Annotated in this window: 16 protein-coding genes; 2 read left to right on the plus strand and 14 right to left on the minus strand. The window is 50.6% G+C overall.

Annotated features, from left to right (window positions below; all coding sequences use genetic code 11):
* Positions 1-192: 192 nt before the first annotated feature.
* From ACTHTJ_RS09485 to def, 7 genes are all read right to left on the minus strand, one after another.
* Entirely contained in the window at positions 193-1,467 is a 1,275-nt protein-coding gene (locus ACTHTJ_RS09485) for a sigma-54-dependent transcriptional regulator (RefSeq protein ID WP_049331243.1), read from the minus strand.
* Entirely contained in the window at positions 1,454-3,580 is a 2,127-nt protein-coding gene (locus ACTHTJ_RS09490; RefSeq protein WP_070583287.1) for a sensor histidine kinase, read from the minus strand. Before ACTHTJ_RS09490 ends, ACTHTJ_RS09485 begins: the two co-directional genes overlap by 14 nt.
* Positions 3,581-3,583: 3 nt before the next feature.
* Positions 3,584-4,177, minus strand: a complete 594-nt coding sequence (locus ACTHTJ_RS09495; protein WP_004520180.1) for a DUF4390 domain-containing protein — start codon at positions 4,175-4,177, stop codon at positions 3,584-3,586.
* Entirely contained in the window at positions 4,143-5,402 is a 1,260-nt protein-coding gene (rsmB, locus tag ACTHTJ_RS09500; RefSeq protein ID WP_070583285.1) for a 16S rRNA (cytosine(967)-C(5))-methyltransferase RsmB, read from the minus strand. Before rsmB ends, ACTHTJ_RS09495 begins: the two co-directional genes overlap by 35 nt.
* 46 nt (positions 5,403-5,448) lie before the next feature.
* Positions 5,449-5,967, minus strand: coding sequence for an O-acetyl-ADP-ribose deacetylase (locus ACTHTJ_RS09505; RefSeq protein ID WP_070583283.1), 519 nt, complete (start codon positions 5,965-5,967; stop codon positions 5,449-5,451).
* Between the two features lie 33 nt (positions 5,968-6,000).
* Positions 6,001-6,927: a methionyl-tRNA formyltransferase gene (gene fmt / locus ACTHTJ_RS09510; RefSeq protein ID WP_070583281.1), complete on the minus strand. Its 927-nt coding sequence runs from the start codon at positions 6,925-6,927 to the stop codon at positions 6,001-6,003.
* Between the two features lie 135 nt (positions 6,928-7,062).
* Positions 7,063-7,566: a peptide deformylase gene (gene def / locus ACTHTJ_RS09515; protein WP_070583279.1), complete on the minus strand. Its 504-nt coding sequence runs from the start codon at positions 7,564-7,566 to the stop codon at positions 7,063-7,065.
* 234 nt (positions 7,567-7,800) lie between these two features.
* On the opposite strand from def, the gene ACTHTJ_RS09520 reads away from it, so the two are divergent.
* Positions 7,801-9,066: a LysM peptidoglycan-binding domain-containing protein gene (locus ACTHTJ_RS09520; RefSeq protein ID WP_070583277.1), complete on the plus strand. Its 1,266-nt coding sequence runs from the start codon at positions 7,801-7,803 to the stop codon at positions 9,064-9,066.
* Positions 9,067-9,374: 308 nt separating this feature from the next.
* Here ACTHTJ_RS09520 and ACTHTJ_RS09525 read toward each other — a convergent pair whose 3' ends face one another.
* Both ACTHTJ_RS09525 and pyk read right to left on the minus strand, forming a co-directional pair.
* Positions 9,375-10,790 (minus strand): OmpP1/FadL family transporter, encoded by a 1,416-nt coding sequence (locus ACTHTJ_RS09525; RefSeq protein ID WP_070583274.1) that lies wholly within the window; start codon positions 10,788-10,790, stop codon positions 9,375-9,377.
* Between the two features lie 176 nt (positions 10,791-10,966).
* Positions 10,967-12,439, minus strand: coding sequence for a pyruvate kinase (gene pyk, locus ACTHTJ_RS09530; RefSeq protein ID WP_070583272.1), 1,473 nt, complete (start codon positions 12,437-12,439; stop codon positions 10,967-10,969).
* A 213-nt stretch (positions 12,440-12,652) separates the two neighbouring features.
* Here pyk and ACTHTJ_RS09535 point away from each other — a divergent pair, with 213 nt between their 5' ends.
* On the plus strand, positions 12,653-13,156 hold the full coding sequence (locus tag ACTHTJ_RS09535; RefSeq protein ID WP_070583270.1) for a hypothetical protein: 504 nt from the start codon (positions 12,653-12,655) through the stop codon (positions 13,154-13,156).
* Between the two features lie 65 nt (positions 13,157-13,221).
* Here the strand turns inward: ACTHTJ_RS09535 and ACTHTJ_RS09540 are convergent, their stop codons facing one another.
* The 5 genes from ACTHTJ_RS09540 to pyrB all read right to left on the minus strand — a co-directional run bounded on the left by ACTHTJ_RS09540 (position 13,222) and on the right by pyrB (position 16,758).
* Positions 13,222-13,347: a hypothetical protein gene (locus ACTHTJ_RS09540; RefSeq protein ID WP_283120556.1), complete on the minus strand. Its 126-nt coding sequence runs from the start codon at positions 13,345-13,347 to the stop codon at positions 13,222-13,224.
* A gap of 23 nt (positions 13,348-13,370) precedes the next feature.
* Positions 13,371-14,234: a GNAT family N-acetyltransferase gene (locus ACTHTJ_RS09545; protein WP_070583268.1), complete on the minus strand. Its 864-nt coding sequence runs from the start codon at positions 14,232-14,234 to the stop codon at positions 13,371-13,373.
* Between the two features lie 275 nt (positions 14,235-14,509).
* Positions 14,510-15,175, minus strand: a complete 666-nt coding sequence (locus ACTHTJ_RS09550; RefSeq protein ID WP_070583266.1) for a hypothetical protein — start codon at positions 15,173-15,175, stop codon at positions 14,510-14,512.
* A 193-nt stretch (positions 15,176-15,368) separates the two neighbouring features.
* Positions 15,369-15,827, minus strand: a complete 459-nt coding sequence (gene pyrI / locus ACTHTJ_RS09555; protein ID WP_004520167.1) for an aspartate carbamoyltransferase regulatory subunit — start codon at positions 15,825-15,827, stop codon at positions 15,369-15,371.
* Positions 15,828-15,837: 10 nt separating this feature from the next.
* Positions 15,838-16,758 (minus strand): aspartate carbamoyltransferase, encoded by a 921-nt coding sequence (pyrB, locus tag ACTHTJ_RS09560; RefSeq protein WP_070583264.1) that lies wholly within the window; start codon positions 16,756-16,758, stop codon positions 15,838-15,840.
* Positions 16,759-17,168 lie beyond the last annotated feature (410 nt).

Consider the following 17,168-nt stretch of genomic DNA (forward strand, 5'->3'; position numbering starts at 1 on the left):
GACTCAATTGTAATCTGAGCAGTTTTGCCGACTTTCGTATTCTTTCGGCTTAAAAGGCAAAATAACAATGCCGAGCCATATCATTATTTTTATAAAGTATTGCTTGCCTAAGCAAACCGTCAAATGACGATGCCGTCTGAAAAACCTGATGGCTTTCAGACGGCCTCTTTTGTGTTTGAACCGATATTGCGCTTATTCTTCGGATTTGTCGGCGCTGCGGCGCGATACGCTGATACCGAGTTGTTTGAGTTTGCGGTAAAGGTGTGTACGCTCCAAACCGACCTTTTGCGCCACGCGGCTCATATTTTGGCCTTCTTGGGCGATGTGGTACTCAAAGTAGCGGCGCTCGACTTCTTCCCTCAATTCGCGCAAAGGCATATTGAAATTGAAGCCACCGATGATTTCTGTCGCCGTCGCGTTTTCCTTCTGACCCAAAGCCACGGCAACAGCCTGATCGTCCACTTCTTTGCCGTCCGATTCCAACATGATGTTTTTCACTGTTTCGGCAAGCTGGTCGTAATTGCCCGGCCAATCGTATTGGCGCAAAACCACCAACGCGCTATCGCTGAATTTTACCGGCTGGATTTTTTGACTTTCGGCCAAATCGGTCATGATGCGGTTGATTAAAAAGACGATATCGTCCGGTTGGCTGCGCAAAGAAGGAACATTGATGCACTCTTTCAACAGCTCCGCCAGTCGGCCGGCAACGACGTCATCAGCGCTCTCACCGCGTTTAAAGCCGCATGAAGCAATCACACGGACATTGTAGCGGTCGGCTTTTTCAAGCAAGAAAGCAATGCCGTTTTGGATATTTTTGCTGTAACGGGCAATATCGCCGACATACAAAATACCGCCCGATGCTTTTTGCAACAACTCCAACGGCGTATCGACAATGTGTTCGACACGGTCGGTTGCCACCCAAGGCGTACCGCTTTTGTGCAGATAGCGGGCGACAATTTCAAACGGCGAGCCTGCCTCACCGGCCAACAACAGCGGGCGATTGTGTTTGGCGGCCGCTTCAATGCTGCCGTTCATTTCTTGAATAACCGGGCTGTTGCCCAGTTTGTCCAAAGTCATGCCGGAGGCCGTCTGAACTTCGCCATGTTTCAAGGCGCGTTCTACCGCAGACAAGAGTTTTTGCAGGGCAATCGGTTTTTCCAGAAAATCGAGCGCGCCGATTTTAGTGGCTTCAACCGCGGTGTCAATGCTGGCATGACCGCTCATCATAACAACAGGCATATTGAGTTGGCCGTTTTTCGCCCACTCTTTCAACAAAGTGATGCCGTCGCAATCGGGCATCCAAATGTCCAGCAACACCATGGCCGGACGCGTTTGATAACGCAATTGGCGCGCTTCTTCGGCATTTTCGGCCAAAGTAACGGTATAGCCTTCGTCTTGAAGAATTTCGGAGAGCAGGTCGCGGATGCCTACTTCATCATCTACAATCAAAATATCACTGCTTCGCATAAGTTTCTGCCATTTCCGGTAAAGCTATTTTGACGCACGCGCCGCCGCTGTTCTGATTGCTCAGGCTGATGCGGCCGCCATGCTCCTCGATAATTTTTTTCACAACGGGCAAACCCAGCCCCGTTCCTGTCGGTTTGTCGGTAACGTACGGCTCAAAAGCATTGTGCAGCATTTCTTTGCTGAAACTTTTGCCGTTGTTGCAGACGGTCAGGAAAACCTGTCCGCCTTCGCGCCCTGTTTCGATGTTTACTTGCGGCGCTTCGTCCGACTCTGCCGCTTCTGCGGCATTCTTAAATAGGTTATGCAACACTTGGCGCATCGCCGTCGTATCGGCAACAATCGGCAGGGCATCGGCGCTGAGCCGCGCATTAAATTTACACGCGCCGGCCTCATATAATACCAATACTTCCGACACCAAACCGTTTAAATCTTGTTTTTCTAAATTCAGAGACGGCGCACGCGCATAATTGCGGAATGCTTCGACCATTTCTTTCAGCGCGGCAACCTGTTTGACGATGGTATCAGTTGAACGGCTGAGGATTTGGGCGTCTTGCTCATCAAGTTTATCATGCAATTTCCATGCCAATCTCTCGGCGGAAAGCTGGATAGGCGTAAGCGGATTGCGGATTTCATGCGCCAAGCGTTTCGCCACTTCGCCCCATGCGGCCTCTTTTTGCGCGCGTATCAAGACGGTAATGTCATCAATCACCATCACCACGCCGTTATCGTTGTCTTCCGGCAGGATGGTGGCCTTGCCCAATAAGATTCGGGCATCATCGGGCGCGGCATATTCGACTTGGACGGGTTTGTCGCTGTCGGCGGTTTCATTAATGGCGGCAAACACATCGGCCAACAGGGTTTGCTGCGGCGATTTGCCGTGCCATTGATGCCAGTTGCTGCCCCACAAAGACACCAGCGAAACACCCAAAATCTGTTCGGCAGCCTTGTTAAAGGTTTTCAGACGGCCATCGGCATCCAAAGTAATCACGCCTGTGGTCAAACTTTCCAATACGCATTCCAAATAATGGCGTGCTGCTTCTTCGCGCAAACGGTTGCGCTCGTCCGCCTCTTTGGCAATCGCCAATTGCTCGGTCATGTGGTTGAACAACTGGGTCAAACGGCCGAACTCGTCATTGCGGAATACCGGCCGGGTCTGGCTGAAGTCGCCCTGAGCCACCGCCCGCGCGCCCTCTGCCAACGACAATACCGGCGCCACAAAACGGCGGGCAAAATACAAAGCCATCACCAGTGCCAAAAAGATGGCCAACAATGTCGCGACCAACAGCGTGGACAGGAAAAAGGTTTGCAGGCCTTTTTTGGTATAACTCAGCTCGGCGTATTTGGCACGGGCCGCTTCAATCAGCGTCGCATCTTGGGCAACATCTTTCGGAATTGGCTGACGGAAAAATAGCGCATAATCCTGATTTTTATGCGTACCGATCAGCATCCAACCTTGGGCATACAGCATGCCGCCAATGTTTTCCAAGCTGCGAACCGAGCCGGTCTGCTCCAGCTGCTCCCATCCTTCTTTGTTAAGCTCAGGTTGATTTAGTTTCAGGGGATTGATGCTTTTCTCGGCTTTATGGGTGGTCGCGTTGTAAAGCGCCAGCTGGGCAAAGTCGGAAGTAAGCGCGGATTTTGCCAGCGCTTGCCCTAAGTTGCCGTCCAGCGAAGCGGCGCTGATTAAGTCGATTTGCACCGGCGTGGCGTTGCTGACAGCGTTGTCCACCGCCAAGTTCAGCGCGGATTTGCTCAAGTTTAAGCTGCGCTCCAATGCCTCATGGGTATCGTTGCCAAACCAAGAATTAATCGTACCGTTAATAAACTGGGCGGAAATACCGAACAAAAACACGCCCGGCAATACGGCAACCAAGGTAAACATCCCCGACAGCCTACGCGCAATCTGCGAACCGAACACGCTTTTGCTGTTGTCGCGCATCAAAAGCACGACATAGCGCACCAACACCGCCGCCAACACCAGCAACAGCAAGCCGCACAAAGCAACAATCCACCAGAAATAATCGGACAATACGTTGCTGCTGCCCGTTGCAACAGTCAGACCGTACAACAAAACAACGGCGAATACGGCGGCAATCAGAAGAAAGCGGCGCATGGTTTACTCCTGCACGACCGACAAGGATTTCCAACCGGAATCCAAATGCCAGTTTTTAGAAGTCAGGGCATTGATTTGGAACGGTTTGGGCAGCTTGGCGGTTGTCAGCAGCAGGCGGATTTCAGCCTTCGTGTCTTTGGCGGCCACATCACTCAGCGCGCCCTTGGACAAAACCTTCCAATTCGCGACCGCGCCCACTGCGCGCAAGGCAGTTTCAAGCGTGTCGTACTCGGTAGAAAACGTACCGACGGTAACGCGATAACGATTGGTCAGCGGATGGAAGGATAATTTATATTGAATCGTGCTGTCGTTGTTGAGCAGCTGGTCGAACTTGAATTTATAAGACGACATAGACGGCGCTGACAGCTGCCAACTCAAATTGAAATGCAGGGGGACGCCCTGTTTGAGTGCTTCTTTAAGCTGGTCGGGCAGGTCGGTGCGGAAACGGCTGCTGACGGAAAGCTGTCCGGCATGGGTCAGCTTTGCCTCGGCACGGGTCGCACTGATGCCCTCGCCCGCCGCATTCAACGACACGGCGAGCAAGAGCGGTACAATCAGCGTTTTACTGCTTTTTAATAAGCGCGTAATAAAAGCCATCTTGATGTTTGTTCGGTAAAAGCACATGCGATTCGATCAACTCGGCATCGGCATGGCGGTTAAGGAATTTTTGCAACTGACCGTCGTTTTCTTCGACAAAGACCGAGCAGGTAGCCAGCAACATCCTGCCGTTTTTCGTCAGGGTCTGCCACAGCGCGTCTAATAATGCTTCCTGTTGGCGTGCGGTTTTGACGGCATCGGTCGGTCGGCGCAGCCATTTTACGTCGGGATTACGCCGCGCCACACCCGAAGCGGTACACGGCACATCGGCCAAAACAGCGTCAAAGGTCTTGCCATCATACCACGCTGTCAAGTCCTGCGCATCGGCACAAGCCAAAGAGGCCTTTTGAAAGCCTAAACGGTCAAGATTGCTCTTCACCCTGTTCAGACGGCCTTCGTCTATATCCAAAGCGGTAACATGACAATCTGCCAGTTCCAAGATATGGCCTGTCTTGCCGCCCGGTGCCGCACAGGCATCGAGAATGCGTTCGCCGTCTTTCGGGTTCAATAAATAGGCAGCACGTTGCGCACCAAAATCCTGCACCGACACCAGGCCATCTGAAAAACCGGGCAGGCGGCTTACCGGCACAGCTTCTTCCAACATCACGGCGTATTCGTCCAACGCCCTGGCCAAAATACCTTCCGCAGCCAGTTTTTCCAAATAGCTTTCGGCATTGCCGTGTCGGCGGTTGACGCGCAAAGTCATCGGCGGATGCGATTGCAGCGCGGTGGTGATGTTGTGCCAATGTTTCGGATAATGGTTTCTCAAGTAAGCCACCCACCACAGAGGCAAATTATGTTTCGCCACATCGTCTTTTTTGCAGGAAGCCGCGAGCTTGTCGCGTTCACGCAAAAAGCGGCGCAAAATCGCGTTGGCAAACGAGCGGAACTGGCCGTGGCCGATTTTGGCAATGCTTTCCACCGCCTCATTAACCACGGCATGAGGCGCATTGCGCGTGTAATGCAGTTGGTACATCGCCACCAAAAGCAGGCTTTCGAGCTGCGTATTGTCAATCGGCTTCTTCAGCATTTGACCAAGCATGTGTTTCAAACTGCCCAAATAACGTTGGCATCCGTAAGCAATATCCTGCAACGCGCCGTTTTCCTGCGCCGTCAGCTGCGGATGCGCCGCGCGGATTTCCGCCAAGACATCCTGAAGATTGCGCCCTTCGGCAACTGCGGCAACGCTGTCGGCGGCCAATTTTTGGGCGAGGGACATACTCATATTTTTGCTTTCTGATTTATATTTGATTTCAAGTGTTCGGAGGATTTCAGACGGCCTGTTCGGCAGCTAACAATGCCCGATAATATTCGGCATCTATTTTGGAAAAACAGCAAAAGATGATTTTTTCCACTGCCGGACATTGCGGCAGGGTTTGTTGCAAACTCTCCAAAGCGATACGCGCGGCGGCTTCGGCCGGAAAGCGGTACACACCGGTACTGATGCACGGAAAGGCGATGCTGTGGAGATCGTGTTTCTGGGCAAGCAGCAAGGAATTGGCGTAGGATTGTGCCAATTTGGCCTCTTCATTTTGCTGTCCGCCAAACCATACCGGTCCGACCGTGTGGATGACATAACGCGCAGGCAAACGATAGCCTTTGGTTATTTTGGCTTCGCCTGTGCGGCAACCGCCCAAAGTGCGGCACTCCTCCAGCAGCTCTTTGCCCGCGGCGCGGTGTATTGCACCGTCCACGCCGCCACCACCCAACAGCGATGAATTGGCGGCATTGACAATCGCATCGACTGCCAATCGGGTAATGTCGCCCTCAACCACTTCAAAAACAGCCATTGTCTTCTTTCCTCCACGTTGATTTCCAACCTGTTACAAAACCGTTCCGACTTCAATCGTTCTGCCTGCCGCAAATGCCTGTATGCTCATGCGTTTGCTGCCGGAAGGCTGCAATTCGGTAATGTTCAGCGCATTTTCACCGCACGCCACCAGCAGGCCGTCTGAAGTGCAGGACAATACTTCGCCAGCCTTACCCTGTTTGGACACTACCTCGGCACGCCAGATTTTCAGCGGTTTGCCTTGATACTCGACCCACGCGGCAGGTACGGGGTTGAAAGCACGGATTTTTCGCTCAATCACAGCCGCGCTTTCATTCCAATCGATACGCGCCTCTTCTTTGCTCAATTTCTGGGCATAGGTAACGCCTTCTTCAGGCTGTTTGACCGCATTCAGACGGCCTTCTGCCTGTAGTCGCTTTAAATCGGCAACAATCGCTTCCGCACCCAAACCCATCAGCGCGTCATGCACTTCGTTTGCGGTATCCGTAGGCTGGATGGCGTAGCGGTGTTCGCTGACCACATCGCCGGTGTCCAAGCCGATGTCCATCTGCATGATGCACACGCCGGTTTCGGCATCGCCGGCTTCAATTGCACGTTGAATCGGTGCTGCGCCGCGCCAACGGGGCAACAGCGAGGCGTGGATATTGAGGCAGCCGTGTTTGGGCGCATCCAACACTTCCTGCGGCAAAATCAAGCCATACGCGGCCACCACCATCACATCCGCGCCCGTATCTTTGAGCATTTGCAAGGCTTCGGCGTTATTGCGCAACTTTTCCGGCTGCGCCACGGTCAAACCCAATTCCAAGGCAGCCTGTTTGACCGGCGATGCGGTCAACTGCATGCCGCGGCCTTTGGGGCGGTCGGGCTGGGTCAACACCAGCGGAATTTCAAAACCTGCGGCGGCGATGGCTTTCAAGGCGGCGGCGGCAAAATCGGGCGTACCGGCAAAGATAACTTTCATGTTGTGTCCTTGTGGAAATGGTTTGAATGGGCGCGTTGGGCAAACTGTTTCAGCTGAAAAGGCCGTCTGAAAGATTGAAAACCGAAGTCTGCCTTCTGTTTTGTCTTTTCAGACGGCCTTTAAGCAATGCTTAGGTCAGATGGTGTGTTTCTGACGTTTTTTCAGTTTGGTTTTGATGCGGCCTTGTTTCAGCTGCGACAGGTGTTCGACAAACACGATGCCCATCAGGTGGTCCAATTCGTGCTGCACGCAGATTGCCAGCAGGCCGTCTGCTTCAAGTGTGAATTTCTCGCCTTTTTCGTTCAAGGCTTCGACTTTGACGCGCTCGGCACGGGTCACGGTATCGTAAATGCCCGGCACGGATAGGCAGCCTTCTTCGTAAGTCGTCTCGCCGTCTTTTTCGACAATGACGGGATTGATGAACACGCGCGGCTCGCTGCGGTCTTCGGTCAAATCCATCACGACGATGCGTTCGTGTACGTCGACTTGAGTGGCCGCCAAGCCGATACCGCGTGCTTCGTACATGGTTTCAAACATATCGGCAACCAATTTTTGGATGCGCTCGTCGATTTTCTCAACAGGTTTGGCGACCGTGTGCAAACGCTCGTCAGGGTATTGGAGGATGTTCAGTAAAGCCATAATATTCTCGTTTTATAAAGCTGATGTGTGATTTTCATACAGATTTGGTTTCCGCCGCCACAATCTCCTGTCATGACAGCAACATTCAATGCTAAAATAACGCCGAAAAATGTTAAGATAGCGCGACAGAGGCCGTTCGTTATCGTATTGACGGATGGGCGGCAGTTTCGCAAACTCCGGCCTTCTCTGTTTATCATCTGAAGACAAACCAAACCGATTTCAAGGGGAACGGTTATGCAACAACGTATTATAACCCTGCTTTGCATGGCAGGCATGGCTATTTCTGCCCACACTCAGGCAGCTTCTTTAAAAATCCGACCCAATGCGCCGCAACGCTACATCGTTAAAAACGGCGATACCTTGTGGGGCATTTCCGGCAAATATCTGTACAGCCCATGGCAATGGAACCGCCTTTGGGGCGCCAACCGCAACGCCATCCGCAATCCGCATCTAATCTATCCGGGTCAGGTGTTGGTTTTACGCTACGTCAACGGCCAGCCGCGACTGGGTTTTGAACACGCCCAAACCCGTTCAGACGGCATTCCCGTGATCAAACTGCATCCGCGCGTACGCGAAACTTCCGGCTACGGTATTCCGACTGTCAACGTCAACCTCTACCGTATGTTCATGAAACATCCGCAGATTATCGCTCCGGAAGAAACTGCCAACGCGCCGCGCCTGATTGCAGGCCCCGACAACCGCGTCCTCTACACGCAAGGCAACCGCGTGTACGCATACGGCCTGACCGAACCTGGCCGCTACCTGACCTACCGCGTCAATAAAAACATCACCGATCCGGAAACCGGCAAATTCCTCGGCCAAGAAGTCGTGTTCAGCGGCATCGCCAACACACTGCCTTACACCGACTCCGCCTTGGAACACCGTACCCGCGCTTCTGACGAAAAACTCAAAAGCAACGAGTATTACACCCAAGTCAACAAAGTCATGAAGCTGCGCACCCAGTCCGCGCAACCTTTGGTTATCGAAGAAGCCGTTTCCGAAATCCGCAAAGACGACTATCTGCTGAAACTGCCCGAAGGCCTCGACAGCTTCAATGTGATGCCTCACGCCCCTGCCCGTCCGATTCAGGCCAAAGTCGTTTCCATCTTCGATGGCGTGGACGAAGCCGGCCAGTTCCAAACCATTACGTTGGATAAAGGCGAACTCGACGGTTTGGACAAAGGCACGGTGGTCAGCCTCTACAAACGCGGCCGCCAAGTCCGTGTCAATCTGTCCAACAACCTGATTCGCAAGCCGAAAGACAAAGATACGGTTGAATTGGTTTCCATTCCGGCAGAAGAAATCGGCTTGGCAATGGTGTACCGCACATCCGACCATCTGGCCTCAGCCATTATTTTGGAAAGCCTGAACAGCGTTTCCATCGGCGATACCGCCTCCGAACCCGGCCGCGATTTGGACAATATGGCTGATGAAAAAACCATGGACAAACCGGCTGAAGACGAACAGGAAAGAGAAATCGAACTGGAAGTCCGCAGCTGATTGGGCTTTCTTAGCAGCCATCCAGCAAACAAAGGCTGTCTGAAAACCTGTTTTTCAGACGACCTTTTGATTGCTGCCCATTAAATAAAATTGGTAACACGTTGTTTAAAGCGCAAACAATATCTTATTTCTCAAGTCGGTAATCGGCTATCTCCTTTTCTATCATCTTTCCGTTCTGCCATTCCAATCAGAAATATGAAAAGCACGGCACGCCATTTATTGCCTGTTGATTGTTCCATCTGTTTCTTCCAATCAAAAAGGCCGTCTGAAATCTTCAGACGGCCTTTTTATCCACAACTCAAATCCGATTATTTGAATTTGTAAGTGTATTGCAAGCCCAAGATGTCCGCTTTGTTTTTGAAGCGGGCAGAGGATGCACCGCGGCTGTCCACGTCGTTGCCGCTGGCTTTGCCGGTGCGGTAAACCGTGTCATTGATGTGGATATGGCTGTACGCCGCATCGATAACATGGTTTTTACCCAGTTGATATTTAGCACCGACGGAGAACCAGATACGGTTGCCGTCAGGCAGGCTGTTCATGCGGTCTTCTGCACTTTTAACCGGTGATTTGTCGAAAGCGATACCGGCACGCAGTTGCAAGGGTTCGGTAACTTGGTAAGAGCCGCCGAATGCAACTTTATAAGTGTTGCGCCAGTTAGGCGTAATGACGGTACGGTCAGATTGGCCGTTGACAACTTTTTTGGTGTTTTCAAACACCAGCTCGGCTTTGTTGAAGCGGCTGTGGCGCGTCCAAGTCACATCGCCGAACAGGTTGGTTTTGTCGGTGGCGCGGTACATACCGTGAACAGACAAAGACTCAGGCGTGACGATTTTTACGCTGGCTTTTTCGTTCGGCACATAACCGCGTGCTGCCATTGCACCCAAATCCCAAGCGCGTTTTGCATATGCGCCGTCAGCTTCCCAATCGGCAGTGCCTTTCAGCGTATGCGATACTTTGGAACGATAGTTCACACCCACGCGTGCGCGCTCGTTGATGTCCCACATCCACGCCAGTTGATAGCCGAAGCCCCAATCGTGGCCTTTTACATCGGCATGACCGTCAGCTTTGCCGGTCGCATCGACAGCAACGGGACGGCCTGCTTGACGGGAAGCCAAGCCGCTGGCCAACTGACTGATGGCGCCGGAAGCATCCCAGTCGGAGTATTTACGCAATTCGGCTTTGGAATATTGGGCAATCAAACCGGCACCAACAGCGTGCTGCTCATTCAGTTTCCACGCGACTACCGGCTCGATGGCGATGGTGGTCAAACCCAGTTTGTTGATGTTGTGGCGCAAGACGGAATCTTTTTCGTATTCGGTTGCCGATCCGAAAGGAACGTACACGCCCAAACCCAAAGTTACATCGTCGCTGGCTTTGTACGCGCCATAAACGTGCGGAGCAACGGTGGTTTCGGTAATTTTGCCGCTGGTCGAGCCGCTGACATCGGCACCCGTTCGGAAGTGTTTCGCAGATTCTGCCTCATAATGAATGCTTGGGAAAACGATATTGGCGTTGACGGAAATTTGGCTGCTGTCGATTTTGCTCAAACCAGCCGGGTTGTAGAAAATGGTTGAGGCATCGGCAGCTTCGGCGGCGGCGGCGTTGGCCGTGCCTTGTGCGTTAACGGATTGTGTGCCGAAGTGGTAGCCGGAGGCTTGGACGGCGGTAGATAACAGTGCTGCGCTTAAAATAAATGCTGTTTTTTTCAGATTGAAATGAATCATTTTGGTTTACCGTGAAAGTAGCGGACAAAGAAAAAGGCCGTCTGAAACGTCCTTTATTGATTTAGTATAGGCACTCAATTCTATACTACATCATTATTTTTGCCTAATCTTTTCTTTTTTTACACAAAAAAAGCAGGCTAAAACAGCCTGCTTTTCCAATCATCGGATCACTGCAATTATTTAACCTGCAACACTTCCAGCGTATTGGTCGAACCGGATTCGCGCATTTGCGAACCGCTGGTGATGATGTATTGGTCGCCGCTTTGGAGGATTTTGTGTTCTACCAGCATGGCTTCCACTTCGTTCAGCGCGGTATCGTGATCGGTACTGGTTGCCAAAATCAACGGACGTACACCGCGGTACATCGCCATGCGGCGTTGCGCTGAAACACTCGGCGTCAGGGCAAAAATCGGCAGGGTGATGTTGTGGCGGCTGACTTCGAAGGCGGTCGAACCGCTTTCAGTCAGGGCAACGATGGCTTTGGCGTGAACTGCTCGCGCCACGCTGACCGCACCGCCGGCAATCGCCAAGTTGGTGCTGACGGCTTCGGGATACTCGACCTGTTCGGCAACGCCGTTGAGCGAATCTTGTTCTTTTTCCGCAGCCGCACAAATAATCGCCATTTGGCTGACGGTTTCAAACGGATACGCGCCGACGGCGGTTTCGGCGGAACACATCACCGCATCGGTACCGTCCAATACCGCGTTGGCCACGTCGCTGACTTCCGCGCGGGTCGGTACGGGGTTGGTAATCATCGATTCCATCATTTGAGTTGCCGTAATACTGAAGCGGCGCAACTCACGGGCGCGGCGGATCATGCGTTTTTGTAGGGCAGGTACGGCGGCATGGCCGACTTCCACTGCCAAGTCGCCGCGGGCAACCATAATACCGTCGCTGGCAAGGATGATTTCGTCCAGATTTTCAATGGCTTCTACGCGCTCAATTTTGGAAACCAACCCGGGGCGTACGGCAGTGCTGCCTTTCATTTCTTCTTCGACTTTGGCGCGTGCGATGTGCAAATCTTCGGCAGATTTCACAAAGCTGATGGCCAAGTAGTCGCAACCGATGGCAATCGCGGTTTTCAAGTCGCGAAAGTCTTTTTCGGTCAACGCACCGGCAGACAGGCCGCCGCCGCGTTTATTGATACCTTTGTTACTTTTCAGCACATGGCTGTTTTCCACCCTTGTAATAATCTTACTTCCTTCAACCGCTTCAACGGTCAAAGTCAACAGGCCGTCGTCCAGCCACAAAACATCGCCGGCAGCGACGTCATTGGGCAAATCGCGGTAGTCCAGGCCAACCGCTTCGCGTGTGCCTTCGCCTTCAAGTGCAGCATCTAAAATCAAGGTTTCACCCTTATTCAGCTCGATGCTGCCACCTGCAATTTTGCCCACGCGGATTTTAGGCCCTTGCAAGTCGGCAAGAATAGCGATTTCCTGACCCGCACGTTTCGCGGCTTCGCGTACGATACGGGCATTTTCTTCATGAAACTCCGGAGTACCGTGGCTGAAATTGAAACGGACGACATTAAGGCCGCCGACACGGATCATGTCTTCCAACAATTGTACATTGTTGCTGCCCGGACCCAATGTGGCGACAATTTTGGTATTGTGGCTGATACGGGTTAAATCACGTTGCAATTGGCTCATGTAAACGTCCTTTCCTGTTGATTTCACGTTTGATAATGAAGAAGATTGTACTCTTAATGCAATAATGTTGGCGTAAAATTACATCATTTTCTGACTTAAACTAAATTTATTTTTGCATTAACCTACTTTTCTATCGGATACAATACACTCTCACGTCGTCATTTTTAATTTTCAGACGGCCTCCCTCATACTAATAGAATACTCAACTGATCCATGAAACGTTTTTTGACTCCGCTACCCATCGGCATCGTTTTGGCTGACCTGATTTACGGTTTCGTACTCAATGTCATGCAAGGCTTAAATTTGCAACAAACCGCCGCCAACCAGTCCGGTACCATTTCCGTTACGCCCGACATTGCCTTCAACAGCCTGCAAATCGTCGCCAACGGCGGCATGGTCTGCATTATCGGCTTCGGCTTGATTGTCTTGTTCCAACTCAACCGCGCCGTATTGCGCCAACAAATTCTGCCCATCGGCATTTTCCGAACCCTCGGCCTGTTGGCTGTTTTGGCATTCAGCATTTCGTCTTTGTGGGAATGGTTGCATGCCGCTTTGTCGCTGCTTTCCGGTCGCAATGTTTTAAACTTCAGCAACCCGCGTTATCTGGTTACCGCAGCCTGCATGCCCATCATCGCTTTCTTGTGCATCTTGCGCCTGTACAATTGGTATCGCCTGCATCGGACTGTTGCCGCTGACGACACCTCCACGACCCTCTAATCAAGCTGCAAAAAGGCCGTCTGAAACAGGAAAACCTATTTCAGACGGCCTTGTCATTATATATCTCAACGTTGATGGCTGGTTTCTACACCGGCCTTAATCTCACCATACATTTGCGAGCTGCCTCCGCTGCCTGATGCGCAGGCCGCCAAGCTCAGTGTCAAAACAACCACAGTTAAAATCTTCAGCATTGGATTCCTTCTTTCCACAAAAATTATTTCGGATCGCAACGGAAATGGTACGCACAAATTTCAAATCCGTTTTTGAAGTAGAGACGATGAGCATCTGCTCGGTCATGGTTCACATGGACATTCAGATGGATTTTGGTCGCACCCGTTTCCGCACCGATTTTACGTACTTCTTCCAACAAGCGTGAAGCATAACCTTTTTGGCGGCATTGCGGCATGGTTACGAGATCATCAATATGGATATGGTAACCACTGGCCAAGTTATGTGCAGTATGGAAACCGCATACGGCTACGGCATTTTGTTTGCCTTCTTCAAAAATACCCAGCAGACGGTAGCCGGTTTTGCGTTGATGCTCGTTGATTTGTTCGACGAAACGGTGAATATCGGTCAAAGAAGAACGCAAAATACTCAGTGCCGCAAAAGCGGTTGCAGTTTCTTCCGGCGGAATTTCACGCAATACGCCGACCACTAGCGCGGCAGCTTGAGGCTCAGGCTGCGCATTGGCCGTTTCCGCACGCTCGGCGGCATGTTTTTCTTCAATCGCCTGCGCCAACAAAACGCGCTCGACCGGCACTTCGCCCTGCTGTTTGCTCTCTTGCTCTTTAAGCAAGGCTTTGCAGTCAATCACGCGTAAATCATTATCCGCCGCAAAGTCCATCAAGAAACGGAACATTTGCGGATTGTCTTCTTCCAACTTTTTATCGACCGCTACACAACGGACATTATCCACCAAAATAGGGCGCACCCAATTCGAATAGGAAAGGCGGTTGTCTTTAGTAAAGGAAGACAAAATACCGCACAGGCGCTCCGCCCAGTCGCTTGGTCGGAAAATCTTGCCTTTGCTGGTCGTACCATGGATCACAACTTCATAAGGATTACACACTAACATAAGCAGCTTCCTGAGAGTAAATGGCTGAAGGAATATTTCGCCAGTGCCAACATCAGAAAAAGTTCCGATACATAGCAACAGATTATTGAAAAAATATCAGTAAGGTTTTGAAATACGACAATGATGAGACGGCTTGCCGATCCTGACAATCCGTTTCGAATTCTTTGATTATTATACCCGATACGCCTCTTTTTCTTCAAAAATCATTTGAAAAATAACAACAGGCCGTCTGAAACCAAGTATTTCGGTTTCAGACGGCCTGCATATTTTGAATATCAATACAACAATTTCTTGCGGGGCTTTTGCTCGCCACTGGATTTAATTTCTAACAAATTGAAATTCAGTATGCCCAAATCCAAGACACTTTCAGAAGTGCATTGATCGCCAAAGGCATTTTCATAAGTGGCCTTCAGTTTCAACACGCCACCAAATGTCTGATCTGGCAATTCGGCAGCCAGCGCCAACATACTTGCAAACACGCTACCATACAATTCGCCCGATGCCAGCATATCTACACCGCCGGAAAACATTTCCAACTGCATAACTGCATCGGCAACCAGCTTGCTCGGCAAGTGATCAGGCAAAGGCTCTACTTCAAAATGCACATTCTTCGCCAAGCCCTTACCGCTATTGCGGACAACCAAAACCAATAAATCCGTTTGTCCATCAGAACGTTGCAATGTCGCATGCAAAACAGGATGAATGCTCTCTTTTTGAATCAGCTGCTCACGGTGCAACATTTTGCTTTTTGCTTTGGATTGCGCAGAGACAACAGCCCAAATCAACCAAACCAATGCAACGGCAGAAATGGCAGTGACCAAAAGGGGAAGGTTGGTCAAATAGGCTTGCTGATTAAACCAAACTTGTGCGGCTAAAAATCCGGCAAAGAAAATCAAAACGTATAAAATTGGGGCAAACCGGCTTTGTATGGATGAGTGCATGAGTTTTCCTACATTTCGTATCATGTTATTAAAAAATAATGCCTTTCGGGCGAATAATGTCATCAACCCGGAAGGCATTATTTTAACGTAATTTTAACGCAATTTGCTTAATATCTTGCTTTTTATGAAACTAATGTATCAAGCAGACAACTCAAACCGTATAGCCGTATTTTCAGACGGCCTGAGATTTTTATCAGGCTTCGGCAACCGAATCACGCGAGAAGGTTTTTTCGCAATAATGGCATTTCAAACGCGTCTGACCATTATGTGAACGGACATAAAAGCGACTGATGACCGGCTCGCCATGACTGGCACAATTAGTATTCGGGCAGCGGAACACTTCCGAAATCTCGTCCGGCAATGACAAATGCTGTTTCTCAACCACCTTAAACCGATCGATTTTGTTTACCACTGCTTCAGGGGCAAATAAAGCCAAACGGTTGGCTGCATTGGCATCCAACCACACACCGCTGATTTTGATAATATCTTTGCTGCCCTGCGTTTTGCTGGGCAAATTAAAACCGACCGTAACCGCGCTGCCATAATGCAGCAGCTTAAATTGTCTTAAAATGGCCAAGCCTTTACCGGCAGGAATATGGTCAATCACCGTACCTTGTTCGATCGCTTCAACGCTGAGTTTTGAGTTTTCCATCTTTCGCTCCTTAAACTTCTTCGTTCAATACCAAAGACAAAATTGCCATCCGTGCATACACACCGTTGGTTGCCTGTTCAAAATAATAGGCATGAGGTGTTTTATCCACATTCGGATGAATTTCATCTACCCTCGGTAAAGGATGCAAGACGCGCAAATTGGGTTTGGCATTTGCCAGCATTGACGCATCAAGATTGAATTTACCCTGGATTTTGGCAAATTCCTGCTCATCAAAACGTTCGCGCTGAACGCGGGTCATGTACAAAATATCCGCCCATTCGACCGCTTCTTCCAAGCCGGACAAAATTTGATAAGGGCAACCGGCCTCTTCCAGCTCTTCAGTGATATAGTCCGGCATTGCCAAGCTGGGAGGGGAAACAAATGCAAACTCACAACCCCAACGCTTCAGCGCCTGACATAATGAATGTACCGTACGGCCATATTTCAAATCGCCGGCCATCGCAATCTTCAAATTGCTCAAACTACCTTGTGTTTCATAAATCGTTACCAAATCCAAAAGAGTCTGGCTCGGATGTTGGTTGGTACCATCGCCGGCATTAATCACAGGTACGCTCGAAAACTCGGCCACCACACGGGCCGCACCGTCTTTCGGGTGTCGCTGAATAATCGCATCCGTATAGCTGGAAATAATCCTCGCAGTATCTGCGAGCGTTTCACCCTTTTTCGCGCTGGTATTTGCACCATCGGAAAAACCGATAACTTTCCCACCCAAACGCTGTACCGCCGTTTCAAAAGACAAACGAGTACGGGTGGACGGTTCAAAAAAGCACGAACCAATCAATTTGCCTTCAAGCAAATCTTCACGAGGCTGCTTTTTCAACTTCAAGGCCGTCTGAAGCAGCAATTCGAGCTGCTCTGTCGTCAAATCTGAAATTGAAATAATATGTTGCCGATAAAGCGGATTAGGCATGACCATTCCTTCCCATAAAAAAGCCCGCAATAGGCGGGCGTTTCAAGCAAACCGATTCCATCATTACCCGACATCATCCCCGTCGGACAATCACAACCATGTTCCTACCACACCCATGAAATCTTCCGCATTATCGCATATTTAACAGACGGCTGCTTCTTTCAAGTTTTCAGATTCTTTCAAGTTTTCAGACGGCCTGATACCTTTGCAAAATAACCCTCGGTACTCCACAGCTGAAACCCAAGCACAGGGATTCGGTATTTTCAGTTATTGCCCAATAAAAGCCCCCATTGGTCCAAGTCTTCATTGCCACTGCCCATACAAAGCCGCCCGTCAGCCCGAACCGGCAAACGGTTCAGCCTCGGGGCGGCATACGGCAGTTAACCGTCAGGCTTATTTTTTCACGGCAG

Source organism: Neisseria sp. P0018.S001 (assembly GCF_051957355.1).
GTDB classification, from domain to species: domain Bacteria; phylum Pseudomonadota; class Gammaproteobacteria; order Burkholderiales; family Neisseriaceae; genus Neisseria; species Neisseria subflava_A.